The 16,359-nt window shown below is 65.1% G+C and carries 16 protein-coding genes; 4 read left to right on the top strand and 12 right to left on the bottom strand.

Annotation, left to right across the window (positions count from 1 at the left end):
• The 6 genes from AC1Q5W_RS01645 to AC1Q5W_RS01670 form a co-directional block, all read right to left on the bottom strand.
• A complete protein-coding gene (locus tag AC1Q5W_RS01645) occupies nt 1-1,437 on the bottom strand; it encodes a WS/DGAT/MGAT family O-acyltransferase (RefSeq protein WP_492645983.1) in 1,437 nt (478 codons plus the stop codon).
• Nucleotides 1,438-1,453: 16 nt separating this feature from the next.
• Nucleotides 1,454-2,344 carry a lipase family alpha/beta hydrolase gene (locus tag AC1Q5W_RS01650; protein ID WP_492645984.1) on the bottom strand — a complete coding sequence of 297 codons (891 nt, stop codon included), beginning with the start codon at nt 2,342-2,344 and terminating at the stop codon, nt 1,454-1,456.
• A 13-nt stretch (nt 2,345-2,357) separates the two neighbouring features.
• Nucleotides 2,358-2,921: a DUF1254 domain-containing protein gene (locus tag AC1Q5W_RS01655; protein WP_492645985.1), complete on the bottom strand. Its 564-nt coding sequence runs from the start codon at nt 2,919-2,921 to the stop codon at nt 2,358-2,360.
• Nucleotides 2,918-3,532: a DUF1214 domain-containing protein gene (locus AC1Q5W_RS01660; protein WP_492645986.1), complete on the bottom strand. Its 615-nt coding sequence runs from the start codon at nt 3,530-3,532 to the stop codon at nt 2,918-2,920. The genes AC1Q5W_RS01655 and AC1Q5W_RS01660 overlap by 4 nt, the downstream gene beginning before the upstream one ends.
• A 121-nt stretch (nt 3,533-3,653) precedes the next feature.
• On the bottom strand, nt 3,654-5,813 hold the full coding sequence (locus AC1Q5W_RS01665) for a 3-hydroxyacyl-CoA dehydrogenase NAD-binding domain-containing protein (RefSeq protein WP_492645987.1): 2,160 nt from the start codon (nt 5,811-5,813) through the stop codon (nt 3,654-3,656).
• A gap of 67 nt (nt 5,814-5,880) precedes the next feature.
• Nucleotides 5,881-7,086, bottom strand: coding sequence for an acetyl-CoA C-acetyltransferase (locus AC1Q5W_RS01670; RefSeq protein ID WP_492645988.1), 1,206 nt, complete (start codon nt 7,084-7,086; stop codon nt 5,881-5,883).
• 134 nt (nt 7,087-7,220) lie between these two features.
• Between AC1Q5W_RS01670 and AC1Q5W_RS01675 the strand changes: the two genes are divergently transcribed.
• Entirely contained in the window at nt 7,221-8,384 is a 1,164-nt protein-coding gene (locus AC1Q5W_RS01675) for an acyl-CoA dehydrogenase family protein (RefSeq protein ID WP_492645989.1), read from the top strand.
• Between the two features lie 51 nt (nt 8,385-8,435).
• Here the strand turns inward: AC1Q5W_RS01675 and AC1Q5W_RS01680 are convergent, their stop codons facing one another.
• Both AC1Q5W_RS01680 and thpR read right to left on the bottom strand, forming a co-directional pair.
• Entirely contained in the window at nt 8,436-8,906 is a 471-nt protein-coding gene (locus AC1Q5W_RS01680) for a bacteriohemerythrin (protein ID WP_492645990.1), read from the bottom strand.
• Between the two features lie 250 nt (nt 8,907-9,156).
• Nucleotides 9,157-9,699 (bottom strand): RNA 2',3'-cyclic phosphodiesterase, encoded by a 543-nt coding sequence (thpR, locus tag AC1Q5W_RS01685; protein ID WP_492645991.1) that lies wholly within the window; start codon nt 9,697-9,699, stop codon nt 9,157-9,159.
• Nucleotides 9,700-9,844: 145 nt separating this feature from the next.
• Here thpR and AC1Q5W_RS01690 point away from each other — a divergent pair, with 145 nt between their 5' ends.
• The 3 genes from AC1Q5W_RS01690 to AC1Q5W_RS01700 all read left to right on the top strand — a co-directional run bounded on the left by AC1Q5W_RS01690 (nt 9,845) and on the right by AC1Q5W_RS01700 (nt 12,361).
• Complete coding sequence (locus AC1Q5W_RS01690; protein WP_492645992.1) at nt 9,845-10,999, top strand: aminotransferase class V-fold PLP-dependent enzyme; 1,155 nt, start codon at nt 9,845-9,847, stop codon at nt 10,997-10,999.
• Nucleotides 11,000-11,197: 198 nt separating this feature from the next.
• Nucleotides 11,198-11,911: a YebC/PmpR family DNA-binding transcriptional regulator gene (locus tag AC1Q5W_RS01695; RefSeq protein ID WP_492645993.1), complete on the top strand. Its 714-nt coding sequence runs from the start codon at nt 11,198-11,200 to the stop codon at nt 11,909-11,911.
• Nucleotides 11,912-12,040: 129 nt separating this feature from the next.
• Complete coding sequence (locus tag AC1Q5W_RS01700) at nt 12,041-12,361, top strand: hypothetical protein (protein ID WP_492645994.1); 321 nt, start codon at nt 12,041-12,043, stop codon at nt 12,359-12,361.
• A gap of 76 nt (nt 12,362-12,437) precedes the next feature.
• On the opposite strand, the gene AC1Q5W_RS01705 is transcribed toward AC1Q5W_RS01700, so the two are convergent.
• The 4 genes from AC1Q5W_RS01705 to AC1Q5W_RS01720 form a co-directional block, all read right to left on the bottom strand.
• Nucleotides 12,438-13,370, bottom strand: a complete 933-nt coding sequence (locus tag AC1Q5W_RS01705; protein ID WP_492645995.1) for a DMT family transporter — start codon at nt 13,368-13,370, stop codon at nt 12,438-12,440.
• An 18-nt stretch (nt 13,371-13,388) separates the two neighbouring features.
• Complete coding sequence (gene yihG / locus AC1Q5W_RS01710) at nt 13,389-14,309, bottom strand: 1-acylglycerol-3-phosphate O-acyltransferase, YihG family (protein ID WP_492645996.1); 921 nt, start codon at nt 14,307-14,309, stop codon at nt 13,389-13,391.
• Nucleotides 14,310-14,405: 96 nt separating this feature from the next.
• The gene (locus AC1Q5W_RS01715) at nt 14,406-15,182 is read right to left on the bottom strand and encodes an ABC transporter ATP-binding protein (protein ID WP_492645997.1); all 777 of its coding nucleotides are present in this window, start codon (nt 15,180-15,182) and stop codon (nt 14,406-14,408) included.
• 39 nt (nt 15,183-15,221) lie between these two features.
• Nucleotides 15,222-16,352 (bottom strand): M14 family metallopeptidase, encoded by a 1,131-nt coding sequence (locus tag AC1Q5W_RS01720; RefSeq protein WP_492645998.1) that lies wholly within the window; start codon nt 16,350-16,352, stop codon nt 15,222-15,224.
• Between the last annotated feature and the right edge of the window lie 7 nt (nt 16,353-16,359).

The raw sequence follows: 16,359 nt of genomic DNA on the forward strand, positions 1-16,359 counted from the left end.
TCAGTCGGTTGCAACCCGGGATTTTAGGGGCTTGCGCTTGACCGCCGCGCGCTTGCGCAGGGGCGTGGCGTGCGCGCCGATGCCGAGTGCCGTTTCCAGCTCCACAATGGCATTGCGGGTGTAGTCCAGCATGCGCTGCAGGGCCGGCACCGAACGCCGGCAGGCGATGTAGCCGAAACCCAGGTGGTCCCCGTAGCCACTGATGGTGATGTTCAGCGCCAGGTAGTGGGTGGGTATGGACACCGGGTACATCTCGTCGAGCCGGGCGCCGTTGAGGTATAGCGTCTGCGCTGAACCCGGCACGTTGGAGATGACCAGGTTGAACAGCGGGTGCTGCTCGGCCGAACCTGTCACCATGCCGGCGCCCAGCGGGGCGATGGAGGTGATGCCATGCGCCAGTTTCTGCAGGCGGGGCATTGCCGTCAGGCGCTTCTTGGCCTGCGCGGTGGATTCGACAATGCGCTTGAGGCGCTTGACCGGGTCGGCAATGTGCGTGGCCAGGTTGGCCAGCAGCAGCGAGACCTGGTTGCCACCGGCGGTGGTTTCGCCGTGCAGGGATACCGGCACCATGGCCACCAGCGGCTTGCGGGGCAAGCGCCCTTGCGCCAGCAGGTACTCGCGCAGGGCGCCGGCGCAAATGGCCAGCGTGACGTCGTTCACGGTGGCGCCGGCGGCTTCGCCAATGTGCTTGAGTCGCGCCAGGGAATAGGACTGGGCCGCAAAGCGCCGGGAGCCGGAAATCTCCACATTGAAGGGTGAGGGCGGGGCCTGAAAGGGCAGGGCCGCCGCGTCGTCGGCATAGGCGGAGCGCACCATGTCCCACAGGCCGCTGCCGATGCCGGGCAGTATGTCCTTGCCCGCGCGCGCCATGCCGCTGATCTGCTGGAGCAGGCCCGGGGACGGCGTCGCGGGCTGGGCCGCCGGATGCACGTCAAAGTGCTGCGCCCACAGCGGCGGCTTGTGCTCCTGGGCGTTCTGGCACAGGCCCCGGGCGGTGATCTTGGCGCCGGTCACGCCGTCAACCAGCGCGTGGTGGATCTTGGTGTACGTGGCAAACCGGCCCCCTGGCAGACCTTCGATGACATAGGTTTCCCAGAGCGGGCGGTTGCGGTCCATCAGGTTGGCGTGCAACCGGGAGACCATGGCCAGCAACTCGCGGATGCGCCCCGGGTGTGGCAGCGCCAGGTGGCGCAGGTGGTAGTCCAGCTCGAACTCGGTGTCTTCTTCCCAGTACCACAGGCCCAGGCGCAGCACCGGACGCAGATTGAACGGGGCCACCGCGGCGGGGTACTTGCTCCAGTCGGCCAGCAGCTTGCTGACGTAGTCGGGCCCGCTGCCGGGCGGCGGTGTGTGGATGTTCAGGCCCGCCACGTGCATGGGCTGGTTGCGGGTCTCCATCCACAGGAAAGCCGAGTCGGTGGGACTGAGTGCGTGCATGGTCGGGTGTTTCGGGTCAGCGTGCGGGGAGGTCTGCGAGTTGGCCTGCAACCCAGCGGATGACCTGGGCGTCCAGGCACATCTGGAGGTGGCCTATGCCCTCAAAGACAGTGGGGGTGATGCCCTCCAGGCTTTGCGCACGTTGCGGGTACACGATGTTGTCCTGCAGGGTGATGGCAACGCGCAGCAGCGCCCGCACGGCATCGGACTCGCTGGCCGCCAGCTCCGCCAGCCACGGGCTGTGCCAGACCATCTGCCGGCCATTGGAGGTCTGGCTGTGGGCCGCAATGCGCGTTCCGGCGTGGGGCGTACCCAGGGTCAGGACGCGGGCCGCCCGCTGCGGACCATGGGCGCGCAGCCAGGCGCGGATCGCCAACCCGCCCATGCTGTGCCCGACCAGCGCCACCCGAGATGCCCCGGTTTGCTGGCACAACGCTGTGACGGCCGCTTCGACGATGGGGGCGTAGTCGTCGATGGAGCCAAACACGGGTTCCAGGTCCACGGTGAGCACGGCGTGCCCCTGGGTGCGCAGGGCCTGCGCCATGGTGTCCCAGATGCGGCCGTTGCACAGGTAGCCGTGCACCAGCACCACTGGAATCCGGGTGCTGCCGGCTGTGGATGGGCCGACTGACCGTGCAGCCGACCAGGGCTGGCGCAGGACAAAAATCCGCAGCGTGGCCAGGTATTCGCCCCACAGCGACCGCCACCACAGGCCCGTGCTGCCCCCGGCGCCGGACAGGACCGCGGTGCAGCCCACCACCGCCAGCACACAGATGGGGGGCAGCAGCAGCGCCAGGACGGTGACGTTCCCCGGGGACCAGTGGGCGTAGTGCCACAGCAGGTAAGCCAGTGCCAGGTCCAGCGACAGAAGGATCAACAGGATGCGTCGGAGATAGTGAGCCAGCATGGTGTGGGTGTGTTCAGGCAGGTTGACAGCTTAGCGTGCGCCGGGCGGGTTCCAGGACGGCCTTCTCGGCTTCGTAGTCGCCGGCCAGTACCCGCAGCACCAGCAAACCCGCGCGCGAGGGCGGCACGATGGTCTGCGCGCCGGGGGGAAGCGGGCGCCTGTTGGCACCGCTGTCTGCCGGCAGCAGCCACAAATCCACCGGCTTGCCAGCGGCCTGGCGGTCGTTCAGGGTAAAGAAATTGTCGCTGTTGGCGGCATAGAGGGCGATGGACCAGTAGGTGGGTAGCTGCGGGTTGGCCGTGACATGCACCGCGCCCTGCGACACGTCAAACACGCACACCGCGTAGAGCAGGTCGGGGCTGGGCATGACCACCGTGCGTGAGCGGGCGGTGACCGGAGGCACAAAAACCGCCCGGTTGCGCATGTCCATGGCCCGGGCTTCACGGCCGTTCATCACCACGTACATGGCGACACGGGGTACCGCCCACACGGTCAGCAGGTGTGCCAGCGCAGCCGTTGCCAGCAGCGCCATGCCGCGCAGAAGCATGGCTTTGCGGGTGCGGGGTAGGGCATTCATGCGCAGGCTCCCACCGCGGCAATGGATGGGGGCTGCAGCGATTGCGGCGCGGCCTGCAACGCCGGCTCCGGATTGAACACGCGCAAGGTCAGCACCAACCCGCGGTAGCCCGGAGTAGGCAGCCAGGGAATGCCCGGTTGCCGTTGCCCGCCCGTGGTGAGCACAAAGTGTCCCTGGGGGGCGAGCGTAGCCGTCTTGCTGTTGAGGCTGTAGGCCCCACCAGGGACGTCATCAAACAGGTACATGTCGTCGGTGTAGGCGGTCACGCTCCACCAGCGGGCCTGGGGCGGCACGCCTTCGACGCGGTAGCTGCAGGTAGAGCGCAGCGGCTTGCCGGCATCGTCGTGGTTGGCCACGAAGTACATGGTTTCGTTGCGATCCAGGGCCAGCAGGGCATGTACCGCAATGAGGGCCCGGGTGTACAGGCCGGCGCTGGTGCTGCCCGCCTGCACATCGGTCTGCCATGCACCGACCCGCACACCGGCCGTGAGTGCGGGCACTTTCTTCAGCACCCACAGGGCCGAGCCCACACCCAGGGCCAGCGCGCAGCCGTACAGTGCCACATTGCGCGCAATGGGCAGAAGGCGGTTGCGGTGCTGGGGTGTATGCATGGCTCCAGGTTCTCGAACTGCGGCTGAAACGCCAATGTAACCGCAGGCAGCGCACCGGTGGCGCAAAAAAAAAAGCGGCCTCGCTGGGCGAGACCGCTTGGGGGAGCCTACCGTATGGGGGTCAATACACCGGCTGGTACTTGCGGATGGCGGCCTTCACCTCGGCGCTCAGCTGGAAGCCGTTGCCGTACTGCTTGGCCAGCTCGTCCGCGCGGCGCTCAAAGGCTTCGATGCCCATGCCGTAGATGAACTGCATGGCGCCGCCGGTCCAGGCCGGAAAACCGATACCGAAGATGGAGCCGATGTTGGCATCGTGCACGGTGGTCAGCACGTTTTCCGACAGGCAGCGTGCGGTTTCCACTGCCTGGCGGTACAGGAGCCGGTCTTTCAGGTCGGTGATGTTCCACTGCACGTCGCTCTTTTCGAACAGGGACTTGAGTTGGGGCCACAGGAACTTCTTGACGCCCTTTTCGGCAGGGTATTCGTAGAAGCCACCGCCGCCCGCGCGACCCGGCCGGTTGTGCGTGCGCACCATCTTTTCCACCACCAGCTCGCCGGGCGTGGCCACATAGGTCTTGCCCTCGGCGGCGTAGTCGGCCTTGGTCTGCTCCATGACGTGCAGGGACAGGGTCAATGCGGTCTCGTCCAGCACGGCCAGGGGGCCGACCGGCATGCCGGCCTGAATGCCGGCGTTCTCGATGGCGGCGGCGGGAATGCCTTCGCCCAGCATGGCGGCACCTTCCATGACGAAGGTGCCGAACACGCGGCTGGTGAAGAAGCCACGCGCGTCGTTCACCACGATCGGGATCTTGCCGATGGCCTGCACGTAGTCAAAGGCGCGGGCCACGGTTTCGTCGTTGGTCTGCTTGCCGCGGATGATCTCCACCAGCTTCATCTTGTCCACCGGGCTGAAGAAGTGGATGCCGATGAATTTCTCGGGCGCCGCGCTGGCTGTGGCCAGGCCGCTGATGGGCAGGGTGGAGGTGTTGGAGGCAAAGAAGCCGCCGGCCGCCAGCATGGGCTCGGCTTCCTTGGTCACCCTGGCCTTGAGTTCGCGGTTTTCGAACACGGCTTCGATGATCAGGTCGCAGCCCTGCAGGTCGGACGCATTGGCGGTGGGCTGGATGCGGTCCAGGATGGTCTTCTGGGCGTCGGCCGTCATGCGGCCCTTGTCCACGCGCGCCTGGGTGATCCTGGCGCTGTAGCTCTTGCCCAGGTCGGCCTTCTCCTGGCTCACGTCTTTCAGCACCGTGGCAATGCCCTTGCTGGCCTGGGCGTAGGCGATGCCTGCGCCCATCATGCCAGCGCCCAGCAGGCCCACCTTGGCGGGCTTGAAGCGCGGGGCATTGCCCGGGCGGCTCTGGCCGCTCTTGATGGCGTTGAGGTTGAAGAAGAAGGTGTTGATCATGGCGTGGGCATTGAAGCCGGTCATGAGCTTGGCCAGGTAGCGGCTTTCGATGCGCAGGGCGGTTTCCATGTCCACCTGCAGGCCCTCCACCATGCAGGACATGATGGCTTCGGGGGCGGGGTACAGACCGCGCGTCTGCTTCTTGATCATGGCCGGGGCCACGGGCAGCATGCCGGCCACTGCCGGGCTGGAGGGCAGGCCGCCCGGCACCTTGTAGCCCTTGACTTCCCACGGGTGCTGGGCGCTGGGGTTGGCAGCGATCCATGCCAGTGCCTTGGCGCGCATCTCGGCTTGCGCGTTCTCACCAGGTGCCACCAGATCGTGCACCAGGCCCAGGCCCTTGGCTTCGGAGGGCGAGAAGGTCTTGCCTTCCACCAGGTAGGGCTGCGCGCCCATCAGGCCCAGGTGGCGGGTTATCTTGGTCACGCCGCTGGCGCCGGGCAGCAGGCCCAGGGTCACTTCGGGCAGGCCGAACTGGATCTTGCGGTCGTCGATGGCGATGCGGTGGTGGCCCATCAGCGCCACTTCCCAGCCGCCGCCCAGCGCGGTGCCGTTGATGCAGCTGACTACCGGCTTGCCCAGAGTCTCGATGGTGCGGAAGTTCTTCTTCATACGCTCCACCTCGGTGAAGACGGCGGGGGCATCCGAAGGCTTCATCCGCATGACGCCCTTGAGGTCAGCGCCGGCAAAGAAGGTGGTCTTGGCGGAGGCCAGGATGATGCCTTTGATGGCGTCCTTGTCCTTGAGCACCTGATCGGCCACGGCGGTCAGGTCCTGCTGCCACTGCAGGCACATGGTGTTGACGGGCGAGTTGGGCTCGTCAAAGGTGATGGTTGCAATGCCGTCCTGCAATGCGTATTGGATGGTTTTCATGGTGTGTATGCTATGAATTAAGGAGCTGCTTGCGCAATGGATACGGTGCTTGTAGGTCTTTTTTTACCTAAATTCGCTCGACGATGGTGGCAATGCCCATGCCGCCGCCGACGCACAGCGTGCACAGGCCGTAGCGCAGTTTGCGGCGGTGCAGCTCGTCGACCACGGTACCCAGGATCATGGCGCCCGTGGCGCCCAGCGGGTGGCCCATGGCAATGGCGCCGCCGTTGACGTTGACCTTGTCGTGCGGCACCTTCATTTCCTTCATGAAACGCATCACCACGGCGGCGAAGGCCTCATTCACTTCGAACAGGTCGATGTCGTTGATGCTGAGGCCGGCCTTGGCCAGCGCCTTGCGCGTGGCCGGCATGGGGCCGGTGAGCATGATGGTGGGGTCGGCGCCCGAGAGCGCGGTGGCCACGATGCGCGCGCGCGGCGTCAGGTTGTGGGCCTTGGCGGCAGCTTCGTTTCCGATCAGCACGGCGGCCGCGCCGTCCACGATGCCCGACGAGTTGCCGGCATGGTGCACGTGGTGGATGCGCTCTACCTGCGGGTAGCGGGTGAGGGCCACCTGGTCAAAGCCCATTCCGCCCATCTGCTCGAACGAGGCCTTGAGGCCCGCCAGACCTTCCAGGGTGGTGTTGGGCTTGATGAATTCGTCCTTGCCCAGGATGGTCTGGCCCAGGAAGTCTTTCACGGGCACGACGGAGTGGTCGAAATGACCGGCGGCCTGTGCGGCAGCGGCCCGTTTCTGGGACTCCAGCGCAAAAGCGTCCACATCGGCACGGGTGAAGCCTTCAATGGTGGCAATCAGGTCGGCGCCAATGCCCTGGGGCACGAAGACGGTCTGCGAATTGGTTTCGGGGTCCATGGCCCAGGCGCCGCCATCGGAGCCGATTGGCACGCGGCTCATGCTTTCCACGCCGCCGGCGACCACCAGGTCTTCCCAGCCGGAGCGCACTTTCTGTGCCGCCATGTTCACGGCTTCCAGGCCCGAGGCGCAGAAGCGGTTGACCTGCACACCGGCGGCCTGGAAATCCCAGCCGGCTTTGAGTGCGGCCACCTTGGGCAGCACGGCGCCCTGGTCGCCCACGGGGGACACGATGCCCATCACCACGTCGTCGACCCACGCCGTGTCGAACTGGTTGCGTTGCTGCAAATCGTTCAGCAGCCCCGCCAGCAGATTGACCGGCTTGACCTCGTACAGGCTGCCGTCCTTCTTGCCCTTGCCGCGGGGGGTGCGGATGGCATCAAATACAAATGCTTCGGTCATGTGGGTACTCCAGGGATGGGTTCAAACGGGGGAAAAGCGATTTCTTGCGAATTTCGAGTATATTGCTTTTTACCAAGCAAATGCTTTGTATAAATAAAACCATTCCAATTCATCTCCCTTAACAGGTGTCTCACATGATTGAACGAACCCTTTTCACCTCCGACCACGAATCCTTCCGCGACAGCTTCCGCCGCTTCATCGACAAGGAGATCGCACCCTTCCACGCTGAGTGGGAAGAGCAGGGCTACGTGGATCGCAAGGTGTGGAACAAGGCCGGCGAGAACGGCTTCCTGTGCATGAGCATGCCCGAGCAATACGGCGGCTCCGAGGCCGACAAGCTGTACTCGGTGATCCAGTTCGAGGAAGTGGCCCGTGCGGGCGTGAGCGGCATCGGCTTCAGCCTGCACAGCGAGATCGTGGCGCCCTACATCCTGCACTACGGCACAGAGGAGCAAAAGGCCAAGTACCTGCCCAAGCTGGCCAGTGGCGAGATGATTGGCGCCATAGCCATGAGCGAACCCGCCGCCGGTTCCGACCTGCAAGGCGTCAAGACCACGGCCCTGCAGCAGCCCGATGGCAGCTACCTGCTCAACGGCAGCAAGACCTTCATCACCAACGGCTGGCATGCCGACCTGGTGGTGGTGGTGGCCAAGACCAACCCCGCAGCCGGTGGCAAGGGCACCAGCCTGGTGCTGGTGGAGCGCGGCATGCCCGGCTTCTCGGTCGGCAAACGCCTGAAGAAGGTCGGCATGAAGGCCCAGGACACCTCCGAGCTGTTCTTTGACAACGTGAAGATCCCGGCCGAGAACCTGCTGGGCGGCAAGGCCATGGAAAACAAGGGCTTCATCTGCCTGATGGAGCAGCTTCCCTGGGAACGCCTGCAAATCGCCATCGGTGCGGTGGCTTCCGCGCAGGCCGCCATTGATTGGACGGTGGACTACGTGAAGGAGCGCAAGGTGTTTGGCCAGCCGGTGGCGGCCTTCCAGAACACCCGCTTCACCCTGGCCGAGCTGCAGACCGAGGTGCAGGTGGCCCGTGTGTTCGTGGACAAATGCTGCGAGCTGATCTGCCAGGACAAGCTCGACACCGCCACGGCCAGCATGGCGAAATATTGGACCACCGACCTGCAGTGCAAGGTGATGGACGAGTGCGTGCAGCTTTTCGGCGGCTACGGCTACATGTGGGAGTACCCCATTGCCCGCGCCTACGCCGACGCCCGCGTGCAGCGCATCTACGGCGGCACCAACGAGATCATGAAGGAAGTGATTACCCGGTCCATGGGCCTGGGCGGCAAGTAACCCGCGCGCAGCCGGCGCGGCACGCCAGCCCGGGTAACCGGGTTGGCTTTTTTATTTGAAGAACTTGCCCAGCGAGCGGCTCAGCCAGCCGCCTTCTTTCTTGTTGTCGACGATGCTGTTGATGCGGGGCCGCACGTCGCTGACATACGCCATGTCGTCCCGCTTGATGTGGTGCACCAGCCAAGTGCTGAGCATGGAGTGCAGCTGCAGCGCCACGTCCTCACCGGCGGAATGCTTTTCCTGGAACTTGGCCACGCGCTTGACGAACATTTCGTGCACCGCCTTGTGGGGCTTGGCGTACTGGTAGCCGCATTCTTCCTGCAGGCTTTCCTCGAAGGCGAAGTGGGAGATGGTGTAGTCCACCAGTTCGTCCAGAATCGGCCCGACCACGTCCCGCTTGCGCAGGCTGATGGCCAGCCCCAGCTGGTTGATGTAATCCACGATCCGCTTGTGCTGGTTATCGATGACGTCAATGCCGGTGTTCAGGTCCGGTGTCCATGCGATCGCCGTGTCGTTGCTCATAATGTCCCTGTTTGAATTGGCGGGGCCTGCGGCTGACGCGCGTAACCGGCACCCAATGCTGAACGATTCTGTTTACCGACTTAATCCAAGTCAATCCGGCGATCCCTACATTTGATGTGTGGCAAGGGTGATCGCGTGCATTCCCTGATCCATGTCAAAGTAATCAGGTGGTCGTTGTTGACCCGGCACCACGGGGCCGCACGGCCTGGGCAAACACCATCTTGATGCGAGTCAAGACTGCTGCCGGGATTCAGGGCGCGGCGCCGTACGACTGCAGCACGCGGTAACGCTGTGCGGTCTGCCCGGTGGACTCCACCAGGGCGTAGCTACTCACTGGCCAGGCAAACGCGGGCGGCGGTGCGGGGCACGCTGCGTCGTGGACCTTGCGGGCCAGTGTCACGTGGGCCCGGTACGGCCGTGTGTTGGTTTTCAGGCCCAGTTCGCGCAGCGCCTGGCCCAGACGGCCATGCAGCTGCACCAAGGCGTCGGGCACAGCGCTCGGGCACAGCACCGCCAGGCCGTTAGGCCAGCATGCGGGGTCCCCAAAGTGCAGATCAAACGGTGTGAAGGGCACCTGCAGTCCGGTGCACAACGCGGGGAGCCGTGCGCGCGCCACCGACCCAATGAAGTGCAGCGTGGCATGCCAGTCGGCGGGGGCGTACCGCACCGCGTCGGGGAGGAAGTGCCAGTGGTCGACATGGCGTGCCAAGGCCGCCCGGACTTGGGCATCGGGCAGCAGTGCCAGGAACAACCGGGCGCTGGCGGCGGGAGGCTCTTGAGGCAGATTCGGCATGGTTGAGCAGGGCGCTGTGTTGCGATTGTGCGGGTTGGGGGCCGAGTGGGTCACAAGCCCGCAGACGAACCGCGGTTCATGCGTTCATGCTAAGCTGATTTCCCACTCCGATTGACATTCTTTCACCCGCATTCAGGAACGCCCCATGCCCGGACTGTTGCCCCAAATCGACCCCGACGGGTTGCTCGAATTCTCGGTCGTCTACACCGACCGCGCCTTGAACCACATGTCCGCCCGTTTCCAGGGCGTGATGCGCGACATCTCCAGCATTCTGAAAGAGGTGTACCACGCCCGCTCGGCCGTTCTGGTTCCCGGCAGCGGCACCTTTGGCATGGAAGCGGTGGCGCGGCAGTTTGCCACCGGCAAGAAGACGCTGGTCTTGCGCAATGGCTGGTTCAGCTACCGCTGGACGCAGATTTTCGACATGGGCAACATCCCCGCCGAGTCCACTGTGCTCAAGGCCCGTCGGGTCGGCGACGGCCCGCAGGCACCCTGGGTTCCCTGCCCGGTGGACGAGGTGGTGGCTGCCATCCGCACGCAAAAGCCGGACGTGGTGTTTGCTCCGCATGTGGAAACTGCATCCGGCATGATCCTGCCGGACGACTACCTGCGCCAGGTGGCCGATGCCGTGCACGCCGTGGGGGGGCTGATGGTGCTGGACTGTATCGCCTCGGGTGCCATGTGGGTCGACATGCAGGCCACCGGTGTAGACGTGCTGGTCAGTGCCCCGCAAAAAGGCTGGAGCGGCTCGCCGTGCTGCGCCATGGTGATGCTCAGCGAGCGCGCACGTGCCGCCATCGACGGCACCAACAGCACCAGTTTTGCCTGCGACCTGAAGAAGTGGCTGCAGATCATGGAAGCCTACGAGGGCGGTGGCCACGCCTACCACGCCACCATGCCCACCGACGCGCTTACCCGCCTGCGCGAAGTGATGCAGGAAACCCGGGACTATGGTTTTGAAAAGGTCCGCGCCGAGCAGATCGAGCTGGGCCGCAAGGTGCGGACGCTGTTCGAGAGCCGGGGCATCCGCAGCGTGGCGGCCGCGGGCTTCCAGGCCCCGGGCGTGGTGGTGAGCTACACCACGGACGCCGGTATCCAGAACAGCAAGAAGTTCCTGGCCCTGGGGCTGCAGACGGCAGCGGGTGTGCCGCTGCAATGCGACGAGCCGGCGGACTTCATGTCCTTCCGTGTCGGGCTGTTTGGCCTGGAAAAACTGCACAACGCGGACCGCAGCGTGGCGCAGCTGGCCACTGCCCTGGATCAGATGGGTGTGGTGCAGGGTGTGCCGACCACTGCCTGAGCGCCCGCAGCCCGGTTGATCTGGGTCAGGGGACCGTGGCAGGCGGCACGCAGCACATGCCGGTGCCGCACCGGCTTGGGTGTATAACCGTGCCTTCGACCGGTCTTGTGCCCCGCTTTCTGCAGCGGGGAGCCTGCCGCGTTCTCCCCATTTTCAACATCCGGCGCATTCAGCGCTGCAACGCAAGGAACATTCGCCATGGGCGCACAGTGGAAAGCAAAGGGCAAGGAGCTGGTGGCCAACGCCAAGGGCAAGTTGTTCACCAAGCTGGTCAAGGACATCATGATTGCCGCGCGCAATGGCGCCGATCCGGCCCAGAATGCGCGCCTGCGCCTGGTGGTGGAGCAGGCCCGCAAGGTCTCCATGCCCAAGGACACCCTGGAGCGGGCAATCAAGAAGGGCGCCGGTCTGACCGATGAGGCGGTGAGCTTCGAGCGGGTCATCTACGAAGGTTTTGCGCCGCACCAGGTGCCGGTCATGGTCGAGTGCCTCACCGACAACGTCAAACGCACCGCACCGGAAATGCGCGTGCTGTTCCGCAAGGGCCAGTTGGGCACCTCGGGGTCGGTGGCCTGGGACTTCGACCATGTGGGCATGATCGAGGCCGCGCCCCTGGCCCCCGGTGCCGACGCCGAGATGGCCGCCATCGAGGCCGGAGCCCAGGACCTGGAGCCGGGCGACGAAGAGGGCACCACCCTGTTCCTGACCGATCCCGCGGACCTGGACTTGGTGAGCCGGGCCCTGCCGGCGCAGGGCTTCAATGTCCTGTCCGTCAAGCTAGGCTACAAGCCCAAGAACCCGATCGATCCGGCCAGCCTGAGCGCTGCAGATCTGGAAGAGGTGGAGGCTTTCCTGGCCGCCATCGATGCCAACGACGACGTGCAGGAAATCTACGTCGGCCTGGCCGGCTAAACCCGCCGGGCACCGCTATCAATTGCCCGCTGGAGGTTGCATTTTTCCAACCCCAACGGGCGGTTCCAGGCGTATGCTCGGGCCAGGGTACCGGGTGCTCCCACCCGCCAGGCTGAAAGGAACGAGACCATGCGCAACGTGCCAAAGACAGTGGGTGCCACCGCACCGGTAGACGAGGTCGCGGCGGACCTGGATGATGGGTCCGAGGAGGTTCTGGTCATTTCCCGGCCCGACGGCTACTACTGGGTTGCGCCGGACGGCCAGGAGATCGGCCCCTTCGAGAGCCGTGAACTGGCGCAGGCCGATGTGCCCAGCGCCGATGCAGACACGCCCGAGCCCGGTGAATCCCTGCAGGAGGCGGAGGACGAAATCGGTATTTCGGACTGGATCGACCCCGACACGGGCGAGCCCGCCGAAGGGCAGTCCAGCCCGCGGCGCTACTCCGAATAACCTGCGCGGCCGTCTGTGGTGTTGCGCAGTGCTATGAAATCCATAGCTTCCTGCGCCCGTTCCACGTGGTCTTTCTCTATTTTTCTTGTGTAACCCACCAGATTCCCAGGCACACCAGCGCCAGGGCTGCCAGGTTCTTCCAGGCCCAGATGCTCTCGCCCAGGAACAGGGCCGACAGACCGGCGCCAAACAGCGGCATGAGGAAAAAATACACCGACACGCTGCTCACGCGGTTGTACTTGAGCAGCACTCCCCACAGCGCAAAGGCCACTGCGGACAGCGCTGCCAGATAGGCCAGCAGCGCGCTGGACTGCAGCGTGAACGCGTGTAGCGTGCCGCCGGCAAGTCCGCCTAGGGCCAGCAGCACCAGCCCGCCTGCGCCTAGCTGGTAACCCGTCATGACCACCGGGTCCATGCCCTGCGATACCCGCTTGCCGTACATGGACGCGGCCGACAGCGTGAGCGAGGACAGCAGCAAGAAGCCCTCGCCCAGCAGGCTGAACTCGAAATGGCCGCTGCCCGGGCCGGCAGCGCCGACCAGGCCACCCAGGTTGACGAGCATCACCCCGGCAAAGCCTACCGTGCAACCGGCAATCTTGCGCCAGCTCAGGCGGTCGTTGTGGTACACGAAATGGGCCAGCAGCACGCTGAAAAACGCGCCCACGCCATTGAGAATGGACGCCTTGACGCCCGTGGTGTGTGCCAGACCGATATAGAAGAACACATACTGCAGCGTGGTCTGCGCCACGCCCAGCAGCGCCAGCTGCATGCCCGTGCGCGGGCTGATGGCCAGCCAGGGCTTGCCGCTGAGCGTCGCAAAGAGCAGCAGCAGGGCGCCCGCGCCCACAAACCGGTAACCGGCAAACACCAGTTGCGTGGCCACGTCGCCGGGGGCAATGGCAAACAGGCTGTAGCCGATCTTGATGGCCGGGTAGGCGCTGCCCCACAGCAGGCAGCACAGGCTGGCCAGCAGGAACACAACCCTGGGCCGGGCGAAAACGGCGGTCATGGGAGCGGCAGGGAACGCTTACGCAGCCGGGCTCTGGGGCCTGCGGGCGGCTTCCAGCAGCAGGCCGATCTGGGCATCCTTCTCGCGCCAGAGCTGCTGCACCCATTGCGCGAACGCTTCGCGAAACGCCGGGTCCTCGGCGTAATTGCCGGTCAGCAGATGCTGGGGCACGGGCAGGGAGCGCACCCGCACCACCACACGGTGCATCTTGCCCTTGAGAAAGTCCCAGAACGCGGGGGCGCCGTCGGGATACACGATGGTCACATCCAGAATGGCCCGGAACTTGTCGCCCATGGCGTTGAGCGCCAGCGCCATGCCGCCGGCCTTGGGCTTGAGCAGGTGCTGGTAGGGGGACTGCTGCCGGTCGTGCTTGGCCTGGGTGAAGCGGGTGCCTTCCAGGAAGTTCATCACGCTGGTGGGAATGAGGGCGTATTTCTCGCAGGCCTTGCGGGTGGTTTCCTGGTCCTTGCCGCGCATTTCGGGGTGCTTTTTGAGGTATTCCTCGCTGTGGCGGCGCATGAAGGGGAACTCCAACGCCCACCAGGCCAGGCCCATGATGGGTACCCAGATGAGCTCATGCTTGATGAAGAACTTGAGCAGCGGTATGCGCCGGTTCAGCAGGTGCTGCAACACCAGGATGTCGACCCACGACTGGTGGTTGCTGTTGACCAGGTACCAGCTGCGCGGGTTCAGGCCTTCGATGCCCTGCACGTCCCAGGTGGTACGCTGGGTCAGGTTCATCCACCCGCTGTTGCCGCTGATCCAGCGCTCGGCAATCCACAGCAGGATGGGGTCTATGAGCAGGCGCACCCGCTTGAACGGCAGGACCAGCTTGAGGGCGGCAAAGAACAGCAGTACGGGCACCCAGAACAGCACATTGAGCACCATGAGCAGCGAGGCGATCAGGCCGACCAGCGGGCCAGGTAAAAATTTCAGCATGACGGGTGGCTTTCTGCGTGCCCGGGGCACGCATGGTGAAAATGGATGCTATTGATTTAATAGCTGTCTGCGCAGTTTCTGCGGTGCTCTACGCCGTTATTTGAGGTTGCCGGAGAGGAATTGTGCCAGACGCTCGCTCTTGGGTGCGGCCAGCACCTGGGCCGGATTGCCTTCTTCTTCGATCAGGCCCTTGTGCAGGAAGATCAGGTGGTTGGAGACCTCGCGGGCAAAGCCCATCTCGTGGGTCACCACTACCATGGTGCGGCCCTCCTGCGCCAGGTTTTTCATAACCTTGAGCACTTCGGAGACCAGCTCGGGATCCAGGGCACTGGTGGGTTCGTCAAACAGCATGACCTCGGGCTCGATAGCCAAGGCGCGGGCGATGGCCACGCGCTGCTGCTGACCGCCGCTGAGGTGGGCCGGGTAGGCGTCTTCCTTGCCTTCCAGGCCGACCTGGACCAGGTACTTGCGTGCGGTCGCAATGGCCTGCTCGCGCTCGATGCCCAGCACGTGCACGGGGGCCTCGATGATGTTCTGCAGCACCGTCATGTGCGCCCACAGGTTGAAATGCTGGAACACCATGGCCAGTTTGGTGCGGATGCGCGCCAGCTGTTTGGGGTCCACCGCGCCGAGTTCACCGTTGCGCTGGGGCGCCAGCAGGAGCTCCTCGCCGGCCACCACGATGCGGCCCTCGTGGGGTTTCTCCAGCAGGTTGATGCAGCGCAGAAAGGTGCTTTTGCCGGACCCGGAGCTGCCAATGATGCTGATCACGTCGCCGGCGTAGGCCGACAGGGACACGCCCTTGAGCACTTCGTTGCTGCCAAAGCGCTTGTGGATGTTGTCGACCTGGAGTTTGAGGGGCTTGGAAGTCATGGAGCAAGGCGGAAAAAAAGGGGGCGGGAGACGCCGGGCTTACGCGCCCAGCAGCTCCCCGGTTCGAAACGGTGTGGCGCCAGCAATCTTGCCCAGCTCGCCGCCACGGGTGACGTAGCGTTCGCGGATGCGGGCGTAGAGCGTGCCGCCCACGCCTGCCACCACGCGGTGCGCCTGGCCGGAAAGGGGGTCGATCACCTCGGCCACAAGGTCGCCGGCGCGCAGCTGCTGGCCCACCTGGGCAGCAAAAACCACCACGCCGGGCGCCGGTGCGTTCAGGGTTTCTGAACCGGCCAGCGGGGTGGGCTGGCAGGGCAAGGGGGGTAGCTGGGGCCGCTCGGCACAGGCCAGGACGCCGGTGTGCTGCAGGTAGGCGCAAATCGCCTGGGCATCGGCCTGCGCCAGATCGTGGGCCACGTCGGCCTCTCCGCGCAACTCAATGGTGGTGCTGCAGCAGCCTTGCGGCAGGGGGGCGCTGCTGTTTGATGCCTGGAGTGCATCGGCCAGCTGCCACCAGACGCCAGATAGGCATTCGTCAAACGGGCTGCCGCCTGACTGGCGGGCCAGCAAGACGGCCTGGCTGCCCAGAAAGCGCGCCAGTGGCTCCAGGCGCGGCCAGCAGGGCTCCTCGGTGTAGAAGTGCATCACGGCTTCGCAGTCGCAGTGCAGGTCCAGCACGCAGTCGGCGTCGTGGGCCAGCGTCAGCAGCGTGTGGCGCAGGCTTTGCAGCTCGGTGGCAGGTTGCCATTGGCGCAGGTGCTCGCCCATGGCGCGGCGCACCGCGGCTACGTTGGCCTGCGCATCGTTGCCCAGGGTGGCCAGAACTGCGGGCAGCAGGGCCTTGGCGAAGTCGGGGTAATGGCGGTTGAAGTTCTCGGAGGTGTCCAGTTCGAAGCGGCCCATGGGCTTGTGGTCGACGCGCTGCGCCAGCCCGATCGGGTTGGCCACCGGCACTAGGATGATTTCTCCCCGGATGTCGCCGGCGGCAGCGGCTGCCTCGAGCCGGGCGCGCAAATGGTGCGCCACCAGCATGCCCGGCAGTTCTTCGGCGTGCAGGCTGGCCTGGATATAGATTTTGGGCCCCTGGCCCGGTGTGCCGAAGTGAAAACTGGTGAGCGTTTTCTGGCTGCCCAGGCTGGGGGTGAGCAGGGGGTGGTCAATGCGGCGCATGGCAGTG

Source organism: Rhodoferax sp. MLSD5-FHT05B10, from assembly GCF_058793415.1.